This is a genomic window from Oleiharenicola lentus (assembly GCF_051660365.1).
GTDB lineage: Bacteria > Verrucomicrobiota > Verrucomicrobiia > Opitutales > Opitutaceae > Lacunisphaera > Lacunisphaera lenta_A.
The window spans coordinates 2,087,701-2,111,909 of the sequence record NZ_JBOZXB010000001.1 but is presented as its reverse complement, the minus strand read 5'-3'; the positions used below and the strand labels follow the sequence as shown (position 1 = coordinate 2,111,909).

Genomic DNA, 24,209 nt, shown 5'->3' with positions numbered 1-24,209 from the left:
TTTCGTATATTTCGTGGTTAAGAAAAAATTCAACGATCAGCCCTTTCCTTATCGCTCCGAAATCGAGCTCGAGATTTCCACGCTCACGAATCTCGGCGTCGGCCTCGGCCGCGTGACCGTGGGCGAGGGCAAGTGGGTCGTCATGGTGCCGTTTACCTTGCCCGGCGAAAAAGTCCGCGCGCGCGTTTACCGCAATCACAAGAATTTTTCCGAAGCCGACCTGCTGGAAATTTTAACGCCTTCACCGCACCGCATCACGCCGAAGTGTCCACTCTTTGGCACCTGCGGCGGCTGCCAATACCAGCATTTCACCTACAGCGAACAACTCATCTGGAAACGCCAGCAAGTCGAAGAGTTGCTCAAATACATGGCCGGCGTCGAATTTCCGGTGCAGCCCGTAATCGGCTCGCCGCGTGAGTTCGGCTACCGCTCGAAAATCACCCCGCATTTCCGCGTCGGCTATCGTCCGTTCGCGCACGCCGCCGATGAAACGGTAGGGCCCGACCTCCGGGCGGGCCGCGAAACGCCCATTGGGTTTCTCAAACAAGGCTCGCGCTTCGACCTCGTCGACGTGCCGCGCTGCGAAATCGCAACCGAGGAAATCAACGCCAAGCTCCCCGAAGTCCGCGCCAAAACCCGCGCGCGCCTCGCCGCTGGCGAATACAAACGCGACGCCACGCTGCTCCTCCGCCACGCGCAGGAAGGCGTCATCACCGACTACGACGCCGTCATCCACGAAAAGGTGGGCGACCTTCGCCTTCACTTCCTCGCGCGCGATTTTTTCCAGAACAACCCGTTCATCCTGCCGCAATTCACGAGCTACGCGCGCGACCAGGCCGCCGCGAGCGGCGCGCGTTTCCTCGTCGATGCTTACTGCGGCAGCGGCCTGTTCGCGCTGTCGTGCGCTTCTGCCTTCGAACGTGTCGCGGGCATCGAGCTCAGCGAAACCTCGATCAAGTTCGCTCGCGAAAATGCCGCGGCGAACGGCATCACCAACGCCACGTTTCAATCAGGAGACGCGTCGCAGATTTTCGCCGGCCTCACGTTCCCGGCGGCCGACACCGCCGTGCTGATCGATCCGCCGCGCAAAGGCTGCGATGAATCCTTCCTGAACCAGCTCTTCGCCTACGGCCCGCGCGCGGTGGTTTACGTGTCGTGCGATCCCGCCACACAAATGCGCGACCTAAAAAGCTTCATCGCCGCCGGTTATAAACTCACCGCCGTGCAACCGTTCGATCTTTTCCCGCAAACGCGCCACCTCGAGTGCGTGATTACGCTGGTGAAAAGCTGAACAACTTCACTCGTAATGACACGTAATACGTGCCATTTTCCGGAGCACATTATTCATACAATTTCGCGGTTGCTCGCACCGCAATGATAACCCGTGCGCGCAATTCTTTCGGCGCCAGCACCTCCACCTGCGCGCCCCAGCCGAGCACCCAACGCGTCACTTCCTCCAGCGAACCGAGTCGCAGGCTCAACTCCACGCTCCCGTCGGCGCGCTCCTTGATTTCCTGGCTCTCGTGCCAGAAGCGTTCGCGCACGCGTGACGCCGCTTCCGCCACGAATCGCAGTCGCACGGCGTGGTCGCCTTCGCCGGCAAACGCGCCGAAGGATTTCTCGAAATATTTTTCCGCGGAAAAATCCGCCGGACGCTCAAATTTTTTTTGCCGCAACTCCACTTTGGCAATGCGGCTCAGCGCGAATTGCCGCAAGCCGCCGCGCTTCGTGTCGTGCGCGAGCAAGTGCCACGAATTCTCGCGATTGCTCAAGTGATACGGCTGCACCACACGATGTTCCTTTTCCTTGTCCTGTGGCTTGCGGTAATCGAATTCCACTTCGCGACTCTCCGCGACGGCGCGACTGAGCACTTCAAACCCTGCCATGTCCGCCTGCGCCGGCCCCATGCTGTGAAACGAAATCTGCTCGGCACTCTGCGTCGGCGAAAAACTCACTTTGTCGCGCACGCCCGAGGCGAGCTTGTCGAACGCCGCGGAAAGTTGCGCGTGATACGGCGTGCCGCGGTATTGCTCGAGCGCCTTTTGCGCCACCACCAACGCGAGCATTTCACCGCCGCTCATCTGCACGGTCGGGAAATTTTCCACCGGATAACTGTAGCGAAACGCATGCAGCCGCCGATCGTAGTCCACGGGCAGCCCGAGCCGTTCGCGCATAAAGCTCACGTCGCGCATGATCGTTTTCGTCGAGACCTCCAGTTCCTCCGCGAGCTTTGTGCAGTTGGTGAATGCGCCGCGCTTCAACTCCCCGTGGATCGCCATCATCCGCTCCATCGGCGGACGCGATAATTGGGCCGGCGCGCGTGATTTCTCAGGCATGGGACACCCTTTGTCCCATGCCCCGTGCATAATGCGAGCGTTAATCAACGTTAACCCTCGACCCACTCTGCTCCATGAACACTGCCGTTTCCGCCCTGCGTTTCCCTTTCGCCGACTGGCTTGCTCCGGTCGAGACCGCGCGCCCGTCCTCGCGCCAGTTGCTCAACACGTTTTCGGCCTACGGCTATCGTTTCACGCCAGAGGGCGAGGAACTGGTGCACCGCGACAACGGGTTTGAGGCGCGCATCGCATTCAGCCCCGGACGCGACCGTCGCACCGTGGTCACGCTCGCGCTCGTCGTGCCGGAAAATCGCCTGCCCGCCGGGGCTTCCGGATTGCTCGACGAGATGATGATGGAAGGCCTGCCGGTCATTGGCATGGGCTACGGTCGCGGCTCGGCCACGTGGGAGTTTCGCTGGAATCACCTCGCCGGCTACTCGTGGCGCGAATCCTCGAATCGCTGCGTCGAACTCATCGACCGCCTCCGCGCGGTGTTAAATTAATTTTCGTCTTCCAGCTCACACCGAAGCTTGGTCCATCACACCTGACGCCGGGAAAATCCCCCGGCGTCAGGTTGTGGCGTTGGCAGGGCCGGTTATCATTAACCGCCCTTCGAACGTGATATTGTGAGCGCACAGGGCGGTTAGGGATAACCGCCCCTACCTTAATGCCTATCACAACAGGCCAATTCGCGATTGTCGCATGAGCCAAACGCGCCACCCTCAGGCGCATGCTCGTTCACTCCGTTTTCTTCTGGCTGAAACCTGAACTCACCGACGCCCAGCGCGCGGAATTTTTGCGTAATCTCGAAACGCTGAAAGGCATTCGCGCGATTAAACAGGCCTACATCGGCACGCCGGCCGACACCGGCAAACGTCCCGTCGTCGACGGCAGTTATTCTTACGCGCTCACGATCATCGTCGACGGCATCGCCGGTCACGACGCCTACCAAGTCGACCCACTGCACACTGCCTTCGTCCAAAACAGCAAACATTTCTGGACGCGCGTGCAAATCTACGACGCGCAGTAATCAGCGGCGTAACATCGCCGGCGTCACGGCGAACACGCGCTTCGGCGAAATCACCCACAACTGCTCGTCGTCGCCGAGCAGTTGATTCCACGGCGCACCGGCCGCCCACGGCGAAAACGCGGGCAAAATAATTTTGCGCGGCCCGAAGACGAGTCCCGGCAACTTCACGCGGCCGCCCGCGCCATCATACCAGCTGAACGCGGGATGATGATGCCCGATTACTTCGATTTGATTTGCCGCCACCTCGGTCACGCGGTCGCCGTGATGAAATAAATAGTCACCCCGCGCCACGCGCATCTCGGGATTTGGGCGCCACTTCCGATCATGGTTTCCCGGTAGCAACACCGTCGGCACCGCGCATTCGCTGAGAAATTTTTCCGCCGGCTCGCGCCCGCTCAACGCATGCAACGAATCGCCGATCCAGATCATTTCCTTCGGCACGTAGTCGGCGATCAGCCCGTTCAAATCACGCGCGATCTCCGCATCGCCCCACATCGGCAGCAAATTTCCCGCCGCCCGATGGCTCTGCGAATACCCCCAGTGCAAATCCGCGACCGCGAGCACACCCAGCATTTCAAAAAAAACCGCGCGCCGCGCATCGAGCCAGAGGCCGGGCTGGATTTGCGTTCGAATCATGACGCGTGAGACCCGAGCTGCACCAATTTCACGAAGCAATCAGGTTGGGTTACGTAACGGGTTCGATTTATTTCAATTCGTGGCATGCGTGAAATTCGTGTCTCAATTTTTAACTAAATCTGCGCCTTCGCCACGCGCACTGCGACCGATTTCTCGAGCGACGAAGCGCCCATTTCCGCCGCGGCGCCATACATGGCGTGATACAGTCGCTCGATCGTCGTCTCAGGATCTTCGAGCGTCATGGTTTCCTTGATCTTGGTGACATACATGCCGAATGAGAACGGGCTCACCTGCTCCTGCGTGAGCAACCTCCACGGCATCGTCGAAACTTTTTCCAAGAATTCCCGCGCCCGCGGCAAATCGAGAAACCGCAACGTCGCCTCCGCATACGCTTCCTCCAGCAACGGATGATCCGGCTCATATTGCCGCAGCACATTGAAAATAATTTCCGAGCTCCACTGTAGCGACCGCTTCCCGCGCTCCGCTCCGTGCACGCGCCGTGGCACCATCAAACCAGTCTGCGCCGCGACGCGAAATTGCCATTTCACCAACGACGCCTCCGTCAGCGCCTGCCGCAACGCTTCGTCCATGCCTTCCGGTGAAAACAGTGCGCGCCACTCCTCCTGCGCCATCTCCTGAAACGCCTGCAGCGTGAACATGAAGCCGTAGTCGTCGATCGTCACGAGCGCGTTGCCGCCTTTCGTCTGCTGCAACCGCTGCGCCACGACGCGCGACAACGCGTCGTTCGCCGAACGCCCGATCAGCGAATGGAAAAAATAATGCCGCAACTCGCCCTCGACCACGCGCTCGATCAGGAAAAAATCTTTCGTCGGAATCGCCGACTCCCGCGCCTGTAATTGGAAATGCCGCGTGATCGCCTCCGCATTGCCCTTCGAGAGCCCGTATTCGCTCTGCAACCACGCCATCGCGACCGCCTCATCCGCGAGTCGCGCCGCCAATTCCGTGCGCAGCCGCACCGTTTCCTCGGCCAGTCCGCTGGCGAGCGGCATCTTGTTCGCGTTCCAGCGCGGCACGGTCGGCAACGTGCTTTTCGCTTCCACCACTTTCGCCGTGAGCAATTCCGTGCTCACGAGCCGCACGCAACGACCGTTCAACACAAACACATCGCCGATGCGCAGGCGTTTCATGAACGACTCTTCCACCTGTCCAAGATTCCGTCGCTTCAATTTCACCTGAATCATCTGATCGGTCGAAATCGTGCCGACGTTTTGATAAAATTCGCGGGCTACTTTCGGCCGCGGCACGCACAGCACGCCGTCGCGCAAGATCACTTTGCCAAAGGTGTCGCGGTAATTGCGTTCGAGCGATTTGCCGCCGCCTTCGAGGTAACGCAGCACGCGATCGAACTTCTCGCGCGGCAAAGCGCGAAACGGGTAACTCCGCCGCACCAACGCAAACGCCTCGTCGGGCGTCACGGACTCAAAAATCGCGAGCCCCACCAAATGTTGTGCGAGCACGTCGAGCGGGTCGTCGTGGATTTTCACCGGCTCCAGCGCTCGCTGATCCATCATGCGCGCGGTCACGGCACACTCCACGAGATCGTTAATGTTGCTCGCCACCATCAGCCCGCGACTCGTCTCGCCCATCGAGTGACCCGAGCGCCCGATGCGTTGCAACGCACGGCTCACGCCTTTCGGCGCCGACACCATCACCACCAGATCGATCGAGCCGATATCGATGCCCATTTCGAGCGACGTCGAACACACCACGGCGCGCAATTCGCCGCGCTTCAACTTATCTTCGACTTCGATCCGCAACGCGCGATCCAACGACGCGTGGTGCACTTCGATCTGCGGCGCGAGGTCCGGCAAAATTTCCTTAAGTCGCAACCCGATCGTCTCCGCGCCGCTGCGGGTGTTGGTAAAAATCAACGTCGTGCGTTTCGTGCGGAGCACTTCACCGAGTTCGCGCAATACGCGCGTCGCCGTGTAGCCGGCGGGCGGATAAGGATTTTTCCGCAATGGCGAAAACACTTCCACGTGCGCCGCCTTGCGCTGGGTGACCTCCGCAATACGACACGCCCGGGTCGGCCCGACGAGAAATTCCGCCACCGTATCAAGCGGCGCAACGGTCGCGGAGAGCCCGATGCGCGTGAGCGGCGCCGGTTGAATTACCTCCTCCAACCGCTCCGCGGACACCATCAACATCGCCCCGCGTTTATTTTCCGCGAGCGCGTGGAGTTCGTCGATGATGAGAAAGCGCGCGGGTTTGAACGCCTGCACCCATGACAACTGGCTCAGCAACAACGTGAGGCTCTCCGGGGTCGTGACCAGGATGTGCGGCGGTTTCCGTTTCTGCGCCGCGCGTTCTTTCATGCTCGTGTCGCCCGAACGCAGCCCGACGCGGATAAAATCCCAACCGAGTTCCGCCAGCGGCGCGTTGAGGTTTTTTTGCAAATCATACGCCAGCGCGCGCAGCGGCGACACATACACCGCAACGATGCCTTTCGGGAGTTCGCCGCGATCGTGCGCCTTTGCGAGGTAATCGAACACGCCGAGAAAAGCCGCGAGCGTCTTGCCGCTGCCGGTCGGCGAAGAAAGCAGGGTAGACCGCTCCGCGAGAATCTCCGGCAACGTCGCTCGCTGCGCTGGCGAAAACGCTTTGAACCGCCCGCGAAACCACGCCGCGAGCTGCGGATGCAGTTCGCCAAACAATGCGGCATCGTTCGCCGCCGGAGGTTCAACGCGGGTAATCACGGAAGCAGCTCACTAGAATCAGGATACTCGTGAGCGCAAACCGGCGAATCCGTTCAAAATGAAGCGACGCAGACCGGTCTTTTATTTTTCAAATTACCCAGATGAGCGTCGACAGGGGCGCGGGCCGCGTCGACGCTCGCCCCGTGCAGAAAACCGGAACGGAGCTCATCCTGGCCACGAAGCCTTACGCGAAAGACAATGCGCTCCACAGCTGGTGGGCGATTATCTCGACGACGCTGCTGCTGCTGGCCGCACTCGGCGGCGCTTTGCTGAACGTGCACTGGCCCGCGCGCCTTGCGTGCAGCATCCTCGCCGGACTGCTCCTATTGCGCTTGTTCGTGATTTATCACGACCAGCAGCATCACGCGATTTTGCCGCGCTCGAAGCTCGCGGAAGGGTTTATGCGCGTGTTCGGCATCTACGCGCTCAGCGCGAGCAGCGTGTGGCGCAGCTCGCACAACCATCACCACCAGCACAACTCGAAGCTCCGCGGCGCGCACATCGGCTCGTTCCCGATCATGACCAAGGACCAATACCGCAAGAGCTCACGCGCAAAACGCTTTGGCTACCTTTTCATCCGCCATCCCGCGACGATTCTCTTCGGTTACTTTTTCATGTTCCTGTTCGGGATGTGCCTGAATCCGTTCCTGAACAATCCGCGCAAACACTACGACTGCCTCATCTCGCTGATCGTGCACGCGGGCATCACGGTCGCACTGTTTTACTTCGGCGGCTGGCAGGCGTGGCTGTTCGCACAGGCGATCCCGCACTTCATCACCTACGCGATCGGCACTTACTTTTTCTACGCGCAGCATAATTTCCCCGGCGTTTCCTTCACCGACAAAGACGGTTGGACCTATGAAAAAGCCGCGCTCGAGTCGTCGAGCTACATGCGGATGGGCCCGATCATGCGCTGGTTCTCGGCCAACATCGGCTACCACCACATTCACCACCTGAATCACAAGATTCCGTTTTATCGCCTGCCCGAAGTGCTCCGCGAGATCCCCGAACTGCAAGCCGCGAAGACCACCTCGCTCTGGCCCGCCGATATTTTCCGCTGCCTCCGCCTGAAAGTCTGGGACGTCGAAACCCAGCGCATGGTCGGCGTCCGCGGTCTGTAAGCCGCCCGCGGCTTTCACGCACTCGCACAATTTTCACCCCACCGGCCGCAATCCCCGCCCCGGTGAGGTCATCGGAGCGTAACCGCACACACCTCCATGACCACGTTTACCGCCGCTGAAATCGCGGCCCACCTCAAAGGCACCGTCATCGGCGACGGCTCTGTCCTCTTAACCGGTTTCACGTGCGCCGATCGCGCGCGCGCCGGCGACCTGACCTTCGCGGAAAAAGACACTTACTTCGCCGCCGCCGAAGCCAGCGCGGCCGCGGCGATTCTCGTGGCCGGCGATTTTCCCTCGGCCACGAAGACGCTTATCCGCGTGCCCAACGCCCGCATCGCCGCGGCGAAAGTATTGCCGCTTTTCTTTCCGTTCGTGCAACCCGTGGCCTGCTTGCACGGCAGCTCGTCCATTGCCGATTCCGCGAAAATCGATCCGACTGCGCACATCGGCCCGCATTGCGTCATCGGCGAGAACGTCGTGATCGGCGCGCGCACCGTGCTCACCGGCGGCAATCACCTCGCCGAAAACTGCCAGCTCGGCGACGACGTTTGCCTCAAACCCAACGTCGTGCTCTACGCCCGCACGCAGCTCGGCCACCGCGTGACGATTCACGCCGGCACCGTCATCGGTTCCGACGGCTACGGTTACGTCTTCGATCAGGGCCGTCACCTCAAGATGAACCAGGTCGGCCAGGTCATCATCCACGACGACGTCGAGATCGGCGCCAACACCGCGATCGACCGCGGCGCGCTCGGCCCGACCATCATCGGCGCCGGCACCAAAATCGACAACCTTGTCCACGTCGCGCACAACGTCGTCATGGGCAAACACTGCCTCGTCATGGGCCAGGTCGGTTTCGCCGGCAGCACCGAGTTAAAAGATTACTGCGTGATCGCCTCACAATCCGGCATCGCCGGCCACTTGAAGCTCGGCCCTCAAGCCACCGTCGGCGCCAAGTCCGGCGTCATGCGCGACGTCGCCCCGAAGGAAACCGTCCTCGGCATGCCCGCCATGCCCGACAAACAAGCGAAACGCCAGTGGATCGCCGTGCAAAAACTCCCCGAGCTCATGATGCGCATGCGCGAACTGGAAAAACAGCTCGCCGAAATCCGCGCCGCCGCCCTGGTTGCCCCAGCCGCAAAATCGTGAGCAAGCAGGGTTCTTTTTTTAAAAGAAGGTAACGAAGGAAACAACGTATCGGCCCGGCTGGATCCTGCCTTTCTTGGTTCTCTTCGTTACCTTCTGTGTAAAACAATTTTGGCAGATCACGGGATGGCTTTATCCGTGCGCATCCGCGCAATCCGTGGTTAAAAAATCACCCGATGCTTCGCCACGTCATCCATCCCGGTTTGGAACTGCGCCAATTGCAGCCCAGCGACGCGCCCGCGCTTTTCGCCGTCGTTGACGCCCACCGCACCAAACTCCGCACGTGGCTCCCGTGGGTCGACGACACGAAAACGCTCACCGACTCGCAGCGCTACATCGCGACGACGCAAAAAGAATTCAAAGCCGACCGTGTGTTCATGTGTGGCATCTGGTCAATGGGCCAACTCGTCGGCTGCATCGGCCACAACCGCATCGACTGGGCAAACCGCGTAGGCTTCCCCGCGTATTGGTTGGCACCCAGCGCCGAAGGACAAGGCCTCATGACCCTCTGCTGCCGCGCCGTAAACGATCACGCCTTCCGCGACCTCAAGCTGAAACGAGTCGTCGTCGCCGTCGCCACGGAGAATCACCGCGCCAAAAAAATCCCCCTCAAACTCGGCTACCAAAAAATCAGCACGCTCAAAAAAGCCGAGTGGCTCTACGACCACTTCGTGGACCATGAGATCTACAGCTTGAGCGCGCCAAATTAGGCCATAGAAAAGTTTTCGAAAATGAAAACTACGACCGCAGGCGTTTGGTGTAGTATTGCCATGCTAATTTCGACTGGCTGCTCACCAAATCAGCCGAGCTTTGCGCACAAGGAAGCCAACCCAACTACATCAAAAATTGGCGTCGCAGAATATTATTGGGGCAACCAGGACCTCCAAAATGAATTTGTCGGGAACTTTAGCGCCCTCCAAGTCGCAGAAATAAAGTCTGCGATTAGCTTAATTCAATTTCCCGTGCGTCAAGAACGTGCGACCTTTCTAAGGCTTATCGCTCCTTCTGTCCGACCCTATGCGATCACGAACTGGGACAATTTCGGCAGGAAACCATCTGAGCCTTTCGGAGGAATAATTGAAGACTACTGGCTTAACAAAAGTGCGGTGTTACGCGTTACCACGACCTATCGAGGAGACGATAAAGCTTACTTTAACATCATCGAATCTGCAGAAATAATTTCTGCAGAGATTGCTTACAGAAAAGGGGTTTCCCTTGGCGGGTTTAAAATTAAGCATCCGCAATAACAAAGGGCGGTTAAGGATAACCGCCCTCCCCTTAGCATTTAGCGAAGATTACTTCGCCGCTTCTGCCGGCGCGTCGAAGTTTGGTTTTTCGAGGACAGGCTTCCCGCCGAGGTAGCGGCTGAGCCAGCTTTGCATTTCCCAGTGCCAGTAGATCGCGTTCTGCGGCGAGAGCACCCAGTGGTTTTCATTGGGGAACACCACGAGGCGCGACGGCACGTTCATCGCTTGCAGCACGCCATAGAGTTCGAGGCCGTTGCCGTAGGGCACGCGGTAGTCGAGTTCGCCGTGGAGGATGAGCATCGGGGTTTTGAAATTCTTCGCGTAGAACATCGGGTTTTGTTTCTGCATGCCTTCGAGATTTTCCCACGGCTTGCCGCCCATGACTTCAGGGAAACCGTGCGGCACGTCGGTCGCATATTGTGCGTAGGAGCTGTTCACGCCGGCGTGGTTGATGATGGTTTTAAAACGATCCGTGTGGCCGAGCACCCACGCGGCCATGTAACCGCCGTAGCTCGCGCCCGCCGCGGCGAGTTTGGTGGGGTCGATCGCAGGCAATTTTTTAATCAGGAAATCAGTGGACTTCATGATGTCTTCGAACGGCATGTCGCCCCACTGGTTGACGATGCTGCTGGCAAATTTCTCGCTGTAACCGGTCGAGCCGTGGCGATCGACCCACGTGACGATGTAGCCGGGCGCGGCGAAGAGCTGCGTGTTCCAGCGGTAGCTCCACGAATCGCGATTCATCGTGTGCGGGCCGCCGTGCATCAGCTGCACGAGCGGATATTTTTTCGCGGTATCGTAGTTCGGCGGATAAACGAGCCAGCCGTGGATTTGCTCGTTGTTCGCGCCGGTGAACCAATAACCCTCGACCTTGCCGAGGTTGAACTGCGCCATGAACTCGTCGTTGAAGTGCGTGAGCTGACGCGCGTGACCGGTCGAAATATCGAGCGCGAAAAGTTCGTTCGGGCGCGAGGTATTGTCGTTGAGAAACACGAGTGTGCCGCTTTTTACGTCGAGGCCGCTCGACGAGCCTTCCTTGTAGACCGCCGTAAGCCCGCTGCCATCCGCGTTCAGTTTAAACACCGGCACCACGCCCTGATTCTCCACGGCCGCCCAGAGGGTTTTGCCGTCGGCGGAGAACTTCACGCTATCGAATGCGTAATCGAGCGACTCGGTGAGGGCCGTGTTCTGGCCAGTCGCGAGGTCGTGTTTCCACAACTTCGCGAACTCGCCGCTGTAAAACGGCACGTCCTGACGCCCAAAGATGATCGTTTTGCCATCCGGTGAAAACGTCGCGCTCGTGTCGTCGCCTTTGTTTTCCGGCGTGATGTTCTGCAACGTGCCGGAACCGTCCGTCGGCAGCAGGTAGATGTCGTGATTCGGATGCGACTGATACGGCGGTTTCACCGTGTTAATCGAAAGCGCGATGGTTTTTCCGTCAGGCGAAAGATCGTAGTTTGCCTCGCCCGCAACGGTGAAAAGACGATCCCACTTCGGCGTGAGGTCTTTGAATTCCTTCGTCGCGGTATTCACCAGCACGAGCCGGTGCGCGGCGCTATCGGTGATGTAATGGTCGAAATAGCGGTATTGGCGGTTCTCAGTGACCTTCGCGGTCATCTTCGATTCCTTGCGGTGCTTCGTTTCTTTTTTGAGCGCGGCAAAATCTTCTTTCTTCAACGACGCGGAAAGCTCCGGAATTACGGTCGTGACCACCACGATGCTCTGCCCGTCCGGCATCCATTTCAGCCCGGAGAGACCGAAGGGAAACTCGATGAGTTTTTCCGGTTCGCCCCCATCGAGTCGCATCACATAGAGCGAGGCATTTTCATCGTCGCCGCGCTTCGACGTAAACGCCAGCCGCGTGCCATCCGGGCTCCAGGTCGGCGCACTGTCGGACGCCTGCGCCGTGGTGAGGCGCTTGACCGCGCCACTCGCGACATCGACGAGCCACAGGTTGCTCGTGCTCTTGTTTTTCTCAATGGACCACTCCTGCAAGACGATGACCGCGGTTTTTCCGTCAGGAGAAAGGGCGGGGGCGCTCACGCGCTTGATGGCCCAGAGATCTTGAGGAGTGAGCACGCGTTTTTCGGCGGCTAAAACCGCGACTGAAAACGCGAGCGAAAGCACGAACGCAACGACGCAACGGAATTTCATAGGACGCGAAATTGCGCGCCCGCCACACCTGAGTCAAAGGCGCAGCGATGAAAGCGCATCGCCACGCGTCAAAGGTAGGGGCGGTTATCCTTAACCGCCCTCACCGGTGATAGTCCAAGGGCCGTTCGGGAAAATGGCCCCTACCTATATTCCACCCATTCCGTCGCGCTGTAGTGTTCAACCAGGCCGCTGAGTTCGTCTTCGTTGAATTCCGGCCAAGGCGTTTCCACCGCATCGGCGCCGAGCGCTTTCGCCAGTGCGTCGACGAAACGCATCTGAAAATCATCCCAAGCCATCGCGCCCAATGCATTCTTTTCAATCGAGCCCTGAAACAGCAGACCATGCTTGTTCCGTTTCTGCGCGGCGCCGGCAATTTTCGCGCCCGTGGCTGAACTAACGACATCGTAAAGTTCCGCGCGTTGAAAGCACACCCCAGCGATTAAGCCGGCTTTGGGTAGGGCTCGATCTCCGAGCGGGCCATCTTCGTTTGCGCGGCCGCCCGCTCGGAGATCGGGCCCTACCGCACACTCGGAATCGCATTTTAATTTCACTTCGACGCGTTGCCCCAACGCCGTCAGCGCGTTGGCGAGGCATTCGTGAATGAGGCGATACGATTGAGGCGCCGGCGCATCGTAAAGCGCATGGCCGCGCGGAATGACCAGCGCGTAAGTCCAGTCATTGCGATGATCCACCACGCCACCGCCCGTGGCGCGCCGCGTAAGATCAAACGTTTCATCCGGCGGCAGCTGGCTGCGCACGAACTCGATTTTCTGGCTGTAGCCAAACGTAAACGCCTGCGTGCGCCACTCGTAATGACGAAACCGTGGCACCGTCGCTTCGGGATACCGCTGCAACAACAGGAAATCCACCGCCATGTTCTCGGCGGCGCCTGCGGTGCGAACGGGTAACACATGCAGTTTCATCGTGCCTTCCACCACTCGGGAATGAGTAATTTAGCCACCGCTTCGTCGACGGTTTCGGGACGCGTTTTCAACTCAAGTTCCAGCGGCGCGAGATTGAGCGTCAGGTCGCGTGGACGGGTGGCAGAAACCTCCGGCGTGTCGGCGCGCGTGATCGGTTCCAACGCCGCATCTACTCCGAAATGCGCGGCTGTTTTTAAACCCAGATCCCAGCGCGAAATCGGTTCAGCGCCCGCCCAGTTAAAGACGCCTCGCAGATCCTCGCGGCCCGCGAGTTCCACGAGCGCCTCCGCCATGTTGTCCGCCGTGCACACCTGGCGAATTTCATCGCGATAAAGTTTCATCTTCTTTCCGGCAGCCAGCGTCTCGAAAAACTTTTCGTGCACGCTGCGGTGTCCGCCCAGGCTGTTGCCCAACAACAGCGGAGACCGCACGGAAGCTGAATTCACGCACGCCGCCGCCACAGCCTGCTCACCCGCGACCTTTTGTCGTCCGTAAAGATTGAGCGGTGCCGGCGCAGCTTTCACCGAAAACGGCGCGTGCTCGCCATCGTAAACTTGTTCGGAGGAAAGGTGAATCATGCGCGCCCCGCGTTGCGCGCAAATCGCGGCGAGTTGCGCAGGCATCTCGACATTGAGGCGCTGGCTGCGCTCGGGCTGTGTGACGCACACGGTCGGTTCCGCCACGGCGGCGCAATTGATCAGCACGTCAAATTCCTCACGTTCCAATGCGCGCGTTGCGTCGGCACTTTCCAAGTTAATTGAGAATGTGCGCGCGGCGTGCGGCACCTCGCCTTTCCAGCCGCCGACGACCGCCAGCACTTCATGACCAACTCTCGCAGCGACCCGCACCACCGCAGCGCCGAGCAATCCGGAAGCACCTGTGACTAAAATTTTCACCGGGATCCGTTATCGAGCAGCGAACGCACCGTGTTGATGAGCGTGCTCAGGGCAAAAGGCTTCGGTAGATGTGCCATCGCGCGCGGGGGAAATTCCGGCAGGGTCTTGCGCGGGGTCTCGGCCGAGGTGCTGATCACGCGCAGCCCGCGATTATTGGCATAGAGCTTACGGGCCAGCGCCGCGCCAGCCTTGGTGCCGCAATGCGCGAGCAGGAGACTTTGCGCGGGGCCGTTTTTCGCGACAAATTCCGCCGCGTCTTCGGGGCCGGAAAAATCCGCCACGCGATAACCATCGGCCGACAAAATTCCCGCGATCATCTTCCGCAAAATTTCATCCTGCTCCAAAATAAGCAGCGTCTCACTGCCGCGCACCGCCGGCAAATTGCCGAGCTTGGTAATCAGCGTCTGCTCGGGCTCGGGCGTTTCCGGGAGATAAATTTCGAACGTCGTGCCTGCCCCGACCTTGCTGTCGACCGACACGAACCCGTCGTTCTGCCGCACGATACCTTGCACGGTGGAAAGGCCCAAGCCCGTGCCATGCGGCTTCGTCGTAAAGAACGGTTCGAAGATGCTGTTCAACACCACCGAATCCATGCCTTGGCCGGTGTCGCTCACGCGCATCACGGCGTAGAGGCCGTCGTGCATACCGGGCGCGCGGCGATCGGCGTCGGAACTGACTTTGTGGTTCGCGGTGCGGATCGTGAGCTTGCCGCCCGCCGTCATCGCATCGCGCGCATTGAAACACAAGTTGAGCAACACCTGCTGAAAATGCGTCGGGTCGATGCGCGCATTGCCGAGGTCGGAAGACAAACGAAGCTCCACGGTAATCTCGTCGCCTGCGACGCGCCGGATGATGTCGGCGATTTCACGGATCAGCGTGTTGAAATTAATCACCTTCACCTCGGTTTCCTGCCGGCGGCTAAATTCGAGGATCTGCCGCGCAATCGCCGACGCTTTCAATCCCGCGCGATGGATCTCCTGTAAATCTTTTTGCGCCGCCGGCACGCCGGCGATTTTCGCGCTCATGATTTCACAGTAACCGTTGATGACCGAAAGCAGGTTGTTGAAATCGTGCGCCACACCGCTCGCGAGCAGGCCGACCGTGTCGAGTTTCTGCGATTGCATCAGCGCATCGCGCAGGCGCTTGAACTCGGACTGATCGCGATAAATCCCCACAAGGCAGGGCTGGTCTGCGCAATGGAGTTCGCTGAAATCCCACTGGGCGAAAAAGGGCGAACCGTCCCGACGCGCGAGCCAGCCTTCACCCTTGCCGACATTCTCCTGCTGATTATCGCGGCGCCCAAGCCGCAACACCGTGAAATCCGTTTTCGTGCCGTGCAGTAAGCGCGTGTTCTTACCCACGAGCTCGTCCGCCGAATAACCGGTCAGCCGGCAGAACGCCGCATTCGCGAACAGGATTTTTGCCCCGCCTTTTTCCCACTTGGTTTCCGTGATGACAGTGGCTTCTCCCAAACCGGCCACCACCGCCTCGCAGGTATTCGCCGCGCCGCAATCCGGCGAGCGCGCCGCCACGGCTGTGGCCGCGACAGGCGCAGCTTTCTTCTTCGCGGGGGATTTTTTGCGAGGCGTCGGCATGAGGTTAAGGCGCCAGTCGTTCGATGATCCAGATCTCGCCGTTACGGCGATACCGCAGTCGATCGTGCAGGCGGCTGCGACGACCCTGCCAGAACTCGACGCACTCCGCTGTCACGCGAAACCCGCCCCAGTGCGGTGGCAACGGAATTTCCCGGCCCTCGTATTTTTTTTCCACCGCGCGAAAACTTTCCTCAAGCACTTCGCGGCCCACGATTGGCGTGCTTTGCGGCGACGCCCACGCGCCGACCTGACTCGCGCGCGGACGGCTGTGAAAATAAACGTCCGCCTCTCCGCGCGACACGCGGGTGACCGCGCCTTCGATAATGATCTGGCGCTCCATCGCCACCCACGGGAACAACAACGTCGCGCGGGGCGCCGCCGTAAGTTCGCGCGCCTTGCGGCTCTCGTAATTCGTATAAAAAACGAAACCACGCGCGTCGCTCCCCTTAAGCAACACCGTCCGCGCAGAGGGACGGCCGTCCGTGCCGACCGTGCACAGCGTCATCGCGTTTGGCTCGGTGATTTTAGCGGATTCCGCTTCCCGAAACCACTGCTCGAACTGGTCAAAGGGGTTGGGCGCGAGGTCTTTTTCAAGCAACCCCGCCATCGCGTAATCCTTGCGCATGTCTGCCAATGCCATTGAACGCGTCATCGTGGGCCCACGCTTCGCGCTGTCAAAATTAACCGCGCCATGCACGCTCACCTCGTCCATGCCGTCCATTCCCGAAATCACGCTGCTCGGTTACGTGCTGTTGTTTGGCGCGGGGCTGGTCGCTGGCACCGTCGATGCCATCGCCGGCGGCGGCGGGTTGATCACGTTGCCCGCGTTGTTGAGCGCAGGGCTGCCGGTGCCATTCGCTCTGGGCAGTAACAAACTCGCGTCCGCTTTCGGCACGGCATCGGCCACGTGGAGCTATGCGCGCCGCGGCGCGTTTAAACTCAGCGAATGCAAACTCGGCATCGCGTGCACCTTTGCCGGTGCCGCCCTCGGCGCGATGACCGTGCGGATGATCGATCCCTCGCTGCTCGCGCGGGTCATCCCGTGGTTGCTCGGCGCGATGGTGATTTACTTCACGCTCAAACCGCAACTGGGCGAAGGCGACCGCCAGCAACGGCTCAGCGAAACGCCGTTCTATTTAATCTTCGGCCTCGCGCTCGGTTTCTACGATGGATTTTTCGGCCCGGGGGCGGGTTCGTTTTGGACGATCGCCTTCATCATGGTGCTCGGGCATAATTTCGTGAAAGCCGCCGGCCACACGAAAGCGATGAACCTTTCCAGCAACCTCGCCGGCGTGCTCGTGTTCGGGCTTGGTGGAAAAATCCTCCTCCTGCCCGCGCTCGCGGTCGGCGCCGGCAACCTGCTCGGCGCGCGTTTCGGCGCCCACCTCGCGATGACGCGTGGCGCCAAATTCGTTCGCCCCGTATTTCTCGTGATGGCGGCCCTCGTCGCCCTCAAACTCATCTACACCAGCTACGTTTCCTAAGAATCTTTCTCGTTCTCTTTCTCTTAATCCTTCTTTCAGCTGCAGGCCTGCTTTCCCGGCGCTTTTGCATCCACGATAACGAGAAAGACTAGGAGGAAAGAGAAAGCCTTAAACCCATGAGCCCCGCACTTTATCTCGACCGTCACTCCGCCGATCTCACGGCTTTTCTACAAACGCTGATCCGCCTGCGCACGGTCAATCCGCCCGGCGAGAACTACGGCGAAATCACTTCGTTGCTCGCGGACACATTGACCGGCCTTGGACTGAAAACGCGCCGCATCGCGATCCCGCGTGCATTGCAAAAAAAGACCCAGCCCACGCAGCTCGATTTTCCGCGCTACAACGTCATCGCGCTGTGGGATGTCGGCGCAAAAAAAACGATTCATTTCAACGCGCACTACGATGTCGTGCCCGTTTCCGGTGAATGGAAACACGCCGACCCGTTCAATCCTGTCGTCGAAAACGGCTGGATCTACGGGCGCGGCACCGCCGACATGAAGGGCGCGATCACGAGCATCATTTACGCGATCAAATCGCTGCGCGAAAGCGGCGTGACGCCGAACTTCAACGTCGAGGTGTCGTTCACCGCCGACGAAGAAACCGACAGCGTGCTCGGCACGGATTGGGTGACTTCACACGGTAAACTGCGCGCGGATTACGCCGTGGTCGGTGAGGGCGGCTCCAACGACGCCGTCTGCTGCGGCCACAACGGCGTCGTCTGGATGAATGTCCACGTGCACGGTAAAGCCGCTCACGGCTCCACTCCTCACAAGGGCATCAACGCACTCGAGAAAATGTCCGCGCTCGTGCTCGCGCTCGACGACTACAAACGCTCGCTCACGCGGAAACAATTTCGCACGCCCGAGGGAAAAACTATGGTGCCCACGCTCAACCTCGGCGGCGTGTTTTCGTCAGGCGAGGGCGGGAAAATCAACACCGTGCCCGCTCGCGCCAGCTTCAGTATCGATCGCCGCGTGCTCCCGACGGAAGATCTCCGCACCGCCGAGCGCGAGCTGCGCGCGTTTCTCAAAACGGCCGCCGCCAAGATCCCGCAATGCCGGATCACGCTTGAAAAGGTGTCGGACAATTTTTCGTGCTACACGCCGCCGACGCATCCGCTGTTCACGGCAATGCAACGCAGCGTCGCGCGCGTGCGCAAACAACCCGCGAAGTTCATGGTCTCGTCCGGCTTCAACGACATGCATTTCTTCGCCCAAGTGTTGAAAATTCCCACCATCGGCTACGGCCCCGGCGGCCTCGACTATCACGCCATCGACGAACGCGCGCGGGTGAAGGATTTGGTGAACTCAGCAAAAATTTACGCCGACTTGCTGACGACGTTCGCAGAGTAAAGTAGATCTGGGGTAGGGCGGTTAGGGATAACCGTCCCTACCGATTCAGCCCTGCCAAAATCCGTTTCGCCAGCGCGGGGATGATCGCACGGTTGCCCGCGTGTTCGCGGCTATCGGTGAAAATCACGAGGATGATTTTTCCGCCGCCCGGAAATTCGATGATCGCCGCGTCATGGCGCACCTGGCTCGTCCAGCCGGCTTTCGACCACAGTTTCATTTCCGACGATAAGGCCGCCCCCATGTAATCCGTGGCCTGACGATCTTCTTCGCCGGCGGCGGTGATGGTTTTTTCGAATGGCTTGCGCGCCATCAACTCCATCATCTGCGCGGAACGCGCGGGCGAAACACTGCGCCCGTTCGCGATTTCATCGAGCAACCGCGCCGTATCATCGGTCGAAAGGAAATTCCGCGCCAGCGCGTTCGTGGCCGCGTCTTGCTTTTCGCGGCCATACGGGCCTTCGCCCCACGGTTTGCGCAAAGCGGCGACATTTTTGTAACCGCGCGTTTCGAAATAGCGCGTCACCGCACCCCGCTTGTCGTGCCACGCCGTTAATTCTGCCGCTGGTAATTCCGGGCCGCTGGTCGTGCCCGTGACGGCATCGACGACGTAACTCGTGGCTTCGTTATAAGAATCGACGATCATGTCGCGCAGGCCGCGCCGCAGTTCCGGGGTGTCCGCGAGTTGTCCTTCTTCCATCCGTTGATGCGCGTATGCTAGAAAAAATAGCTTAATCACGCTCGCCGGATAGATGCGTCGCTCGCCCCGAAAACTTCCGCGCTGCGTCACACCGGCCACGCGTTCGTCGAGCAACGTCACGGCAATTTGCGCCGGCTTCAATCCTTGCACGGAAAATTCGGCGCACGTTTGCTCCACGGCTTTTTCGACGAGCGCGCTTAGCTCCGGTTTTTCCACGGATGCGACCATCACGTCGGTCAGCGCCAGCAGCGCACCCAATCCGAACACGGTCGCGCGCCAGTTCATCCGTTCCAGCCCCGGCGAATCATGCTGACCGCGATGGCCGCCAGCAGCATCGAGATGATTTTTGAAATCGCGCGCATGCCCGTCGCGCCGACTCTACGGCCGAGCCACTCGCTGTAATGCAGCGCGCACACGACGAGAATCAGGTTCACGGCGAGCGCCGCGAGCGTTGCGGACATGCCAACGGTCTGCGCGAGCAACAGCAGCGCGGCAATCGACGCCGGCCCCGCAATCAACGGCATGCCGAGCGGAACCACGCCGAAATCGTCCGGCAATTTTTCCGGTTCCGCGGGCGATTGCACGAGATCCTTGGCCGCGAGGATAAACAGGATGAGGCCACCCGCGATTTGAAAATCGCCCACGGAAATTCCCAGCGCCTTGAAAATGGTCTGTCCGAGAAAAAGAAAACCCAGTGCCACCAAACCGCCCGTCCAGATCGCTTGGTCGGCGATTTTTTGCCGGCGCGCCGGCGCCACGTTTTGCCCGAGCCCGAGGAAAATTGCCGCGAGCCCGATGGGGTCGATCGCGACGAACAACGGAATGAATGCCTGCAAAAATTTTCCTAACCACTCGGTCATGGCCGCAGCGTGGGAGGCGCTTTGGCAAAAGGCAAATCCGCGAACGCTCCAGTCACTTCACCGCGCGCAAACCCAACTCTTTCGCGAGACTGATATGCTCGACTGGGACATGCGCGGGCAGCGAGAGGTGGAAAGTCGTGCCTTTGCCGAGCGTGGACTCGACGCGCATCTGGCCGCGGTGCGCTCGCATGATCGAGTGCGCCGTCGCGAGGCCGAGGCCGGTGCCTTGTTCTTTGGTCGTGAAAAACGGATCGAAAATCTTGGGCAGCAACTCGGGCTTGATGCCGGGACCGTTGTCGGAAATTGAAATATCCACCCAACTCAATCCGGTGTTCGCGCCGTCGTCGCCCGCGATCACATTGTTACGCGCGACAATTTCGACGTGGCCACCGGCGGTCATGGCTTGCGCCGAATTGAGCACGATATTGCTGATGACCTGTTCGATCTGGCTCGCATCGGCTTCGACCTGACACAGGTCCTCCGCAATGTCGTATTTCACGGTGACGTTTTTGCCGAGCAACGCATCCGTGGCGGCTTCGCGCGTCAGCTTGCCCATGGCCATCGGTTTCTTTTTTGGCACGTCGCCTTTCGCAAACGTCTTTAGGTTTTCCGTCAGATCACGCGCGCGCCAGATGACTTGCTCGAGGTCATCCATGCGCGTTGCAGAGGCTTCCGGCACGCCCGGCGTGTGCCGCGCGAGGTGCAGGTTACAAATCATTGTGGTCAACAGGTTGTTGAAATCGTGCGCGATGCCGCCGGCGAGCAGGCCCAGTGATTCGAGGCGTTGCGTGCGCGCGTGTTCGGCGGCGTGTTTTCGCTCGTTGGTGACATCGCGCAGCACCTGCACGAGTCCGGCCACGCCGTGGTCGTTGCCACGGATAAACGACGTGCTCTCCGCGATCGTGCGCTCGGTGCCATCCCGCGAAACCAGCACGTAATCATGGCCAAACGGATCCCCCGTGCCCGCACGCAACATCCGCAAGGCCGGACTCGTAATTGCCTGCCGCGTGGAAATATCGAGCAGCGGCAGCACTTCTTCGAGCGGACGACTCGCCGCATCGGCGCGCGACCAACCCGTGAGACGCTCAGCCACGGTGTTCATTAAAACGATTTCTCCATTCGCATCCGTCGTGATCACGCCGTCGCCGATCGACTCGAGCGTCACCCGCAAACGCGCGCGCTCGGAACGGAGCTGCTGTTGCGCGACTTGGCGTTCCGTGATGTCGGAAAACACGCCAAAGATGCCGACCGCCTTGCCCGTGTGATCGCGAATGACATCCGTGCGCACCGCGACGGGAATCTGGCGTCCATCCTTGGCGACGGCCGTCGTCTCGCCCGCCCACGATTCGCCTGCGCTGATCTTATCGAAGATTTCTTTCGCGACCGCTTTGTCGGCAAACAGCGTGCCCGTTTCCGGAAGTGCATTAATTTCCTGCACGGTGTAGCCAAACATCTCCAGATGCGCGCGATTATGATAAACGGAATTACCGTTCATGTCGCCGATCCCGACAGCATCGCTGGTGCTCTCGACCGCCTGACTGATGCGACGCAACATCGTTTGCGTGCTCGTGAGCCGCTTCAAATCGCGTTCGTGCGCGCGCAGAATTTTCTGATAGCGCCGACGCAGCACCCAGCCCGCGCCGATGAGCACGAAGACGGTGATCCAGGAAATTATCAGAAGTGTGTGCATGCCAACATTTGCAGGCGTGCCTTCTCGTTATCTCTCGAAGCCGCTGGCCCGCCCGCAAGTGCCCGCAAACATCGGGTCGTTTTACAAATGAGCAAGCGCTCAGCCGCTAAAAGAATGTTAGGTTTTTGCCGGCAGTTTAACGGCAATGAATTTTCATTTAACCAGCAGGTTCGCCAGCGCCGATTTTAGCTCTGAAAAACGAAATTCGAACCCTGCTTTCTCGAGCGCGGTCGGCACGCAAAATTGTCCTTCGAGAATCAAACTCGCGTCCGTGTGCATCACGAGCGGCGCGACTGCCTTTAATATCATCGCCGGAGCCGGCGGACTCCACGGGCGCCGCACCACGCCACGCAACGTCTTCATAAATTCCTGATTCGAGACCGGTTCCGGCGCGCACGCGTTAAACGTTCCGCGCATGGCCGCGTCATCGATCGCGCGCCGAAAAATCGCCGTCAGATCCGCGAGGTGAATCCAACTCAGGCCTTGCCGGCCATCACCCGCCCTTCCGCCGAGCCCCAGTCGCGCAACTTTCGCCAGCGGTGGCAACGCGCCGCCTTCACGCCCCAGCACCGTCGCCAGTCGCAGCACCACCGGGCGCACCTTTTGCGGACGCGCTTCGGCAAACGCGTTCTCCCAGCGCCGGCACACGTCCGCGAGAAACGTATTTCCCGCCGCCGCCGTTTCGTCGCACGGCGGCAGACCACGATTCCCGTAATAACCCACCGCGCTGCATTGCACCCAGACCTTCGGCGGCTGCGCACATTTCGCGAGCGCTTCGCCGAGCACACGCACGGAGTCCACGCGGGATTCGAGAATCGCCCGTTTGTTCTCCGCCGTGTGCACGCAGTTCACGCTGCGCCCGGTAAAATTCACGAGCGCATCCGCGCCGTCCAACTCCCGCACCCAATCGGCATCCTTTCCGCCCGCCGTCATCGTCTTACCGTCCCACTTCACCGCGCGCACCAAGGCAGGTTTGTCATATAATATATGACAAACGGTCGGGTCGCGTGTGAGCACCACGATTTCCCAACCGCCCGCACGCATCAGTTCGCGCGCGAGCGCTTCGCCGACAAATCCGCTGCCTCCCGCGAGAATGATTTTTGCCATGCGCAGAGTGATACTGCACAATTCTTCGCTGGCAAACCGTGGCTCGGACTTTACGCCCGACGTTGCTTGCGTCGGAGCCAAACCCCGACCTACAACTCCCATCCTCCGTGTCTCCGACTCCCACCAACTTTTACGACCTCACGCGCGATGCGTTGCTCGCGCTCGTTGCGAGTTGGGATTTCAGCGCGACGCACGGCGCGCGCCTGTGGCGCTATGTTTACCTGGAAGGCGTGACGGATTGGGCCGCGATGCCGGAGTTGCCGGTGCGTTTCCGCGCGAAAGCCGAAACAGAATTTAATTTCGGTCAACTCCCTGTCGCAATCGAGACGCACAGCGCCGACGGCTTCACGCGCAAATACCTGCTCGCACTCAACGACGGTCGCAACATCGAGACCGTGCTGATGCGTTACAAAGGCCGCGTGACCGCATGCATCAGTTCGCAAGCTGGCTGCGCGATGGGCTGCGTGTTTTGCGCGACCGGCCAGATGGGTTTTATCCGTCACCTCACCGCCGGCGAAATCGTCGCGCAAGCCATGCACGTGGATCGCGTGCTGCGCGAAACTCTCGCCGAGGCCACACCCGCGCTCGCTGCGCCGGAGGATAATTCCCCGCACGCGCGCCACGAACGCCTCCGCAACATCGTGCTCATGGGCATGGGCGAACCGTTGCACAACTACGACTCGGTCATGACCGCGATCGACATCCTGCGCGACGGCAGCGGGCTCGGCCTGAGCGGAAAACGCATCACGCTCAGCACCGTGGGGGTCGTGCCGGGGATCATCCGCCTCGCGGACGAAGAGCGTCCGGTGCACCTCGCGGTCTCGCTGCACGGTGCCACGCAGGAAGAACGCGCCGCGCTCGTGCCGGCTGCGAAAAAGTGGCCGCTCGATGTGCTGATGGACGCGTGCCGCTATTACATCGCGAAGCGCGAACGCCGGATTTTCTACGAGTGGACGTTGATCGAAGGAAAGAACGACACCGCCGAAGCCGCGCATGCGGTCGGGCGCTTGCTGCAAGGACAGGAGGCGCAGGTTAATTTAATTCCGCTCAACCCCACCGCCGGTTTCGACGGCGAACCCACGGGCCAAGCCGCCGCGAAAAATTTTCAAGCGATCCTCGCCGAGTATGGTTTGCCGAGCACGGTGCGCCAGCGTCGCGGCATCGACATCGCCGCCGGCTGCGGCCAACTTGCGGTTGCGCGAAAATAGATAGCGCGCC

General features: G+C 60.1%; 22 protein-coding genes. 10 read left to right on the top strand and 12 right to left on the bottom strand.

The annotated features are described in order from the left end of the window. Positions 1-13 precede the first annotated feature (13 nt). Positions 14-1,291: a class I SAM-dependent RNA methyltransferase gene (locus tag ACRRQW_RS07845; protein WP_438480725.1), complete on the top strand. Its 1,278-nt coding sequence runs from the start codon at positions 14-16 to the stop codon at positions 1,289-1,291. A gap of 49 nt (positions 1,292-1,340) precedes the next feature. On the opposite strand, the gene ACRRQW_RS07840 is transcribed toward ACRRQW_RS07845, so the two are convergent. Then, positions 1,341-2,336 carry a helix-turn-helix transcriptional regulator gene (locus tag ACRRQW_RS07840; RefSeq protein WP_438480724.1) on the bottom strand — a complete coding sequence of 332 codons (996 nt, stop codon included), beginning with the start codon at positions 2,334-2,336 and terminating at the stop codon, positions 1,341-1,343. Between the two features lie 74 nt (positions 2,337-2,410). Here ACRRQW_RS07840 and ACRRQW_RS07835 point away from each other — a divergent pair, with 74 nt between their 5' ends. Together ACRRQW_RS07835 and ACRRQW_RS07830 are read left to right on the top strand one after the other, a co-directional pair. Continuing rightward, the gene (locus ACRRQW_RS07835) at positions 2,411-2,839 is read left to right on the top strand and encodes a hypothetical protein (protein ID WP_438480723.1); all 429 of its coding nucleotides are present in this window, start codon (positions 2,411-2,413) and stop codon (positions 2,837-2,839) included. Positions 2,840-3,066: 227 nt separating this feature from the next. After that, positions 3,067-3,366: a Dabb family protein gene (locus ACRRQW_RS07830; protein WP_438480722.1), complete on the top strand. Its 300-nt coding sequence runs from the start codon at positions 3,067-3,069 to the stop codon at positions 3,364-3,366. On the opposite strand, the gene ACRRQW_RS07825 is transcribed toward ACRRQW_RS07830, so the two are convergent. Beyond that, the gene (locus tag ACRRQW_RS07825; RefSeq protein WP_438480721.1) at positions 3,367-4,002 is read right to left on the bottom strand and encodes a metallophosphoesterase; all 636 of its coding nucleotides are present in this window, start codon (positions 4,000-4,002) and stop codon (positions 3,367-3,369) included. Positions 4,003-4,115: 113 nt separating this feature from the next. Continuing rightward, entirely contained in the window at positions 4,116-6,719 is a 2,604-nt protein-coding gene (locus ACRRQW_RS07820; RefSeq protein ID WP_438480720.1) for a DEAD/DEAH box helicase, read from the bottom strand. Between the two features lie 101 nt (positions 6,720-6,820). Between ACRRQW_RS07820 and ACRRQW_RS07815 the strand changes: the two genes are divergently transcribed. The 4 genes from ACRRQW_RS07815 to ACRRQW_RS07800 all read left to right on the top strand — a co-directional run bounded on the left by ACRRQW_RS07815 (position 6,821) and on the right by ACRRQW_RS07800 (position 10,233). After that, entirely contained in the window at positions 6,821-7,840 is a 1,020-nt protein-coding gene (locus ACRRQW_RS07815; protein WP_438480719.1) for a fatty acid desaturase family protein, read from the top strand. Between the two features lie 96 nt (positions 7,841-7,936). Then, complete coding sequence (gene lpxD / locus ACRRQW_RS07810; RefSeq protein WP_438480718.1) at positions 7,937-8,989, top strand: UDP-3-O-(3-hydroxymyristoyl)glucosamine N-acyltransferase; 1,053 nt, start codon at positions 7,937-7,939, stop codon at positions 8,987-8,989. Between the two features lie 173 nt (positions 8,990-9,162). Next, positions 9,163-9,696, top strand: coding sequence for a GNAT family N-acetyltransferase (locus ACRRQW_RS07805; protein ID WP_438480717.1), 534 nt, complete (start codon positions 9,163-9,165; stop codon positions 9,694-9,696). Positions 9,697-9,717: 21 nt separating this feature from the next. Further along, positions 9,718-10,233, top strand: coding sequence for a hypothetical protein (locus ACRRQW_RS07800; protein ID WP_438480716.1), 516 nt, complete (start codon positions 9,718-9,720; stop codon positions 10,231-10,233). Positions 10,234-10,281: 48 nt separating this feature from the next. Here ACRRQW_RS07800 and ACRRQW_RS07795 read toward each other — a convergent pair whose 3' ends face one another. From ACRRQW_RS07795 to pdxH, 5 genes are all read right to left on the bottom strand, one after another. Further along, positions 10,282-12,387 carry a S9 family peptidase gene (locus tag ACRRQW_RS07795; RefSeq protein WP_438480715.1) on the bottom strand — a complete coding sequence of 702 codons (2,106 nt, stop codon included), beginning with the start codon at positions 12,385-12,387 and terminating at the stop codon, positions 10,282-10,284. Positions 12,388-12,527: 140 nt separating this feature from the next. Then, positions 12,528-13,310: a lipoyl protein ligase domain-containing protein gene (locus tag ACRRQW_RS07790; RefSeq protein WP_438480714.1), complete on the bottom strand. Its 783-nt coding sequence runs from the start codon at positions 13,308-13,310 to the stop codon at positions 12,528-12,530. Next, entirely contained in the window at positions 13,307-14,206 is a 900-nt protein-coding gene (locus ACRRQW_RS07785; protein ID WP_438480713.1) for an SDR family oxidoreductase, read from the bottom strand. The genes ACRRQW_RS07790 and ACRRQW_RS07785 overlap by 4 nt, the downstream gene beginning before the upstream one ends. After that, positions 14,203-15,801 (bottom strand): ATP-binding protein, encoded by a 1,599-nt coding sequence (locus ACRRQW_RS07780; RefSeq protein ID WP_438480712.1) that lies wholly within the window; start codon positions 15,799-15,801, stop codon positions 14,203-14,205. Before ACRRQW_RS07780 ends, ACRRQW_RS07785 begins: the two co-directional genes overlap by 4 nt. 4 nt (positions 15,802-15,805) lie before the next feature. Beyond that, complete coding sequence (gene pdxH, locus ACRRQW_RS07775; RefSeq protein ID WP_438480711.1) at positions 15,806-16,453, bottom strand: pyridoxamine 5'-phosphate oxidase; 648 nt, start codon at positions 16,451-16,453, stop codon at positions 15,806-15,808. A 58-nt stretch (positions 16,454-16,511) separates the two neighbouring features. Here pdxH and ACRRQW_RS07770 point away from each other — a divergent pair, with 58 nt between their 5' ends. Both ACRRQW_RS07770 and ACRRQW_RS07765 read left to right on the top strand, forming a co-directional pair. Then, positions 16,512-17,285: a TSUP family transporter gene (locus ACRRQW_RS07770; protein ID WP_438480710.1), complete on the top strand. Its 774-nt coding sequence runs from the start codon at positions 16,512-16,514 to the stop codon at positions 17,283-17,285. Positions 17,286-17,401: 116 nt separating this feature from the next. Beyond that, a complete protein-coding gene (locus ACRRQW_RS07765) occupies positions 17,402-18,637 on the top strand; it encodes a M20 family metallopeptidase (RefSeq protein ID WP_438480709.1) in 1,236 nt (411 codons plus the stop codon). Between the two features lie 37 nt (positions 18,638-18,674). On the opposite strand, the gene ACRRQW_RS07760 is transcribed toward ACRRQW_RS07765, so the two are convergent. The 4 genes from ACRRQW_RS07760 to ACRRQW_RS07745 all read right to left on the bottom strand — a co-directional run bounded on the left by ACRRQW_RS07760 (position 18,675) and on the right by ACRRQW_RS07745 (position 22,991). Next, the gene (locus tag ACRRQW_RS07760) at positions 18,675-19,619 is read right to left on the bottom strand and encodes a serine hydrolase (RefSeq protein WP_438480708.1); all 945 of its coding nucleotides are present in this window, start codon (positions 19,617-19,619) and stop codon (positions 18,675-18,677) included. Next, entirely contained in the window at positions 19,616-20,194 is a 579-nt protein-coding gene (locus tag ACRRQW_RS07755; protein WP_438480707.1) for a MarC family protein, read from the bottom strand. The genes ACRRQW_RS07760 and ACRRQW_RS07755 overlap by 4 nt, the downstream gene beginning before the upstream one ends. Positions 20,195-20,246: 52 nt before the next feature. Continuing rightward, positions 20,247-21,884, bottom strand: a complete 1,638-nt coding sequence (locus ACRRQW_RS07750; RefSeq protein ID WP_438480706.1) for a PAS domain S-box protein — start codon at positions 21,882-21,884, stop codon at positions 20,247-20,249. A 153-nt stretch (positions 21,885-22,037) separates the two neighbouring features. Next, positions 22,038-22,991, bottom strand: a complete 954-nt coding sequence (locus tag ACRRQW_RS07745; protein ID WP_438480705.1) for a TIGR01777 family oxidoreductase — start codon at positions 22,989-22,991, stop codon at positions 22,038-22,040. A gap of 107 nt (positions 22,992-23,098) precedes the next feature. Between ACRRQW_RS07745 and rlmN the strand changes: the two genes are divergently transcribed. Next, on the top strand, positions 23,099-24,199 hold the full coding sequence (gene rlmN / locus ACRRQW_RS07740; RefSeq protein WP_438480704.1) for a 23S rRNA (adenine(2503)-C(2))-methyltransferase RlmN: 1,101 nt from the start codon (positions 23,099-23,101) through the stop codon (positions 24,197-24,199). Positions 24,200-24,209 lie beyond the last annotated feature (10 nt).

What these genes read in the sequence shown, in the direction of transcription:
- ACRRQW_RS07840 (WP_438480724.1), bottom strand. Translation starts at nt 2,336, where the DNA reads ATGCCTGAGAAATCACGCGCGCCGGCCCAATTATCGCGTCCGCCGATG.
- ACRRQW_RS07835 (WP_438480723.1), top strand. Translation starts at nt 2,411, where the DNA reads ATGAACACTGCCGTTTCCGCCCTGCGTTTCCCTTTCGCCGACTGGCTT.
- ACRRQW_RS07830 (WP_438480722.1), top strand. Translation starts at nt 3,067, where the DNA reads ATGCTCGTTCACTCCGTTTTCTTCTGGCTGAAACCTGAACTCACCGAC.
- ACRRQW_RS07825 (WP_438480721.1), bottom strand. Translation starts at nt 4,002, where the DNA reads ATGATTCGAACGCAAATCCAGCCCGGCCTCTGGCTCGATGCGCGGCGC.
- ACRRQW_RS07815 (WP_438480719.1), top strand. Translation starts at nt 6,821, where the DNA reads ATGAGCGTCGACAGGGGCGCGGGCCGCGTCGACGCTCGCCCCGTGCAG.
- lpxD (WP_438480718.1), top strand. Translation starts at nt 7,937, where the DNA reads ATGACCACGTTTACCGCCGCTGAAATCGCGGCCCACCTCAAAGGCACC.
- ACRRQW_RS07805 (WP_438480717.1), top strand. Translation starts at nt 9,163, where the DNA reads ATGCTTCGCCACGTCATCCATCCCGGTTTGGAACTGCGCCAATTGCAG.
- ACRRQW_RS07800 (WP_438480716.1), top strand. Translation starts at nt 9,718, where the DNA reads ATGAAAACTACGACCGCAGGCGTTTGGTGTAGTATTGCCATGCTAATT.
- ACRRQW_RS07795 (WP_438480715.1), bottom strand. Translation starts at nt 12,387, where the DNA reads ATGAAATTCCGTTGCGTCGTTGCGTTCGTGCTTTCGCTCGCGTTTTCA.
- ACRRQW_RS07790 (WP_438480714.1), bottom strand. Translation starts at nt 13,310, where the DNA reads ATGAAACTGCATGTGTTACCCGTTCGCACCGCAGGCGCCGCCGAGAAC.
- ACRRQW_RS07780 (WP_438480712.1), bottom strand. Translation starts at nt 15,801, where the DNA reads ATGCCGACGCCTCGCAAAAAATCCCCCGCGAAGAAGAAAGCTGCGCCT.
- pdxH (WP_438480711.1), bottom strand. Translation starts at nt 16,453, where the DNA reads ATGACGCGTTCAATGGCATTGGCAGACATGCGCAAGGATTACGCGATG.
- ACRRQW_RS07770 (WP_438480710.1), top strand. Translation starts at nt 16,512, where the DNA reads ATGCCGTCCATTCCCGAAATCACGCTGCTCGGTTACGTGCTGTTGTTT.
- ACRRQW_RS07765 (WP_438480709.1), top strand. Translation starts at nt 17,402, where the DNA reads ATGAGCCCCGCACTTTATCTCGACCGTCACTCCGCCGATCTCACGGCT.
- ACRRQW_RS07760 (WP_438480708.1), bottom strand. Translation starts at nt 19,619, where the DNA reads ATGAACTGGCGCGCGACCGTGTTCGGATTGGGTGCGCTGCTGGCGCTG.
- ACRRQW_RS07755 (WP_438480707.1), bottom strand. Translation starts at nt 20,194, where the DNA reads ATGACCGAGTGGTTAGGAAAATTTTTGCAGGCATTCATTCCGTTGTTC.
- ACRRQW_RS07750 (WP_438480706.1), bottom strand. Translation starts at nt 21,884, where the DNA reads ATGCACACACTTCTGATAATTTCCTGGATCACCGTCTTCGTGCTCATC.
- ACRRQW_RS07745 (WP_438480705.1), bottom strand. Translation starts at nt 22,991, where the DNA reads ATGGCAAAAATCATTCTCGCGGGAGGCAGCGGATTTGTCGGCGAAGCG.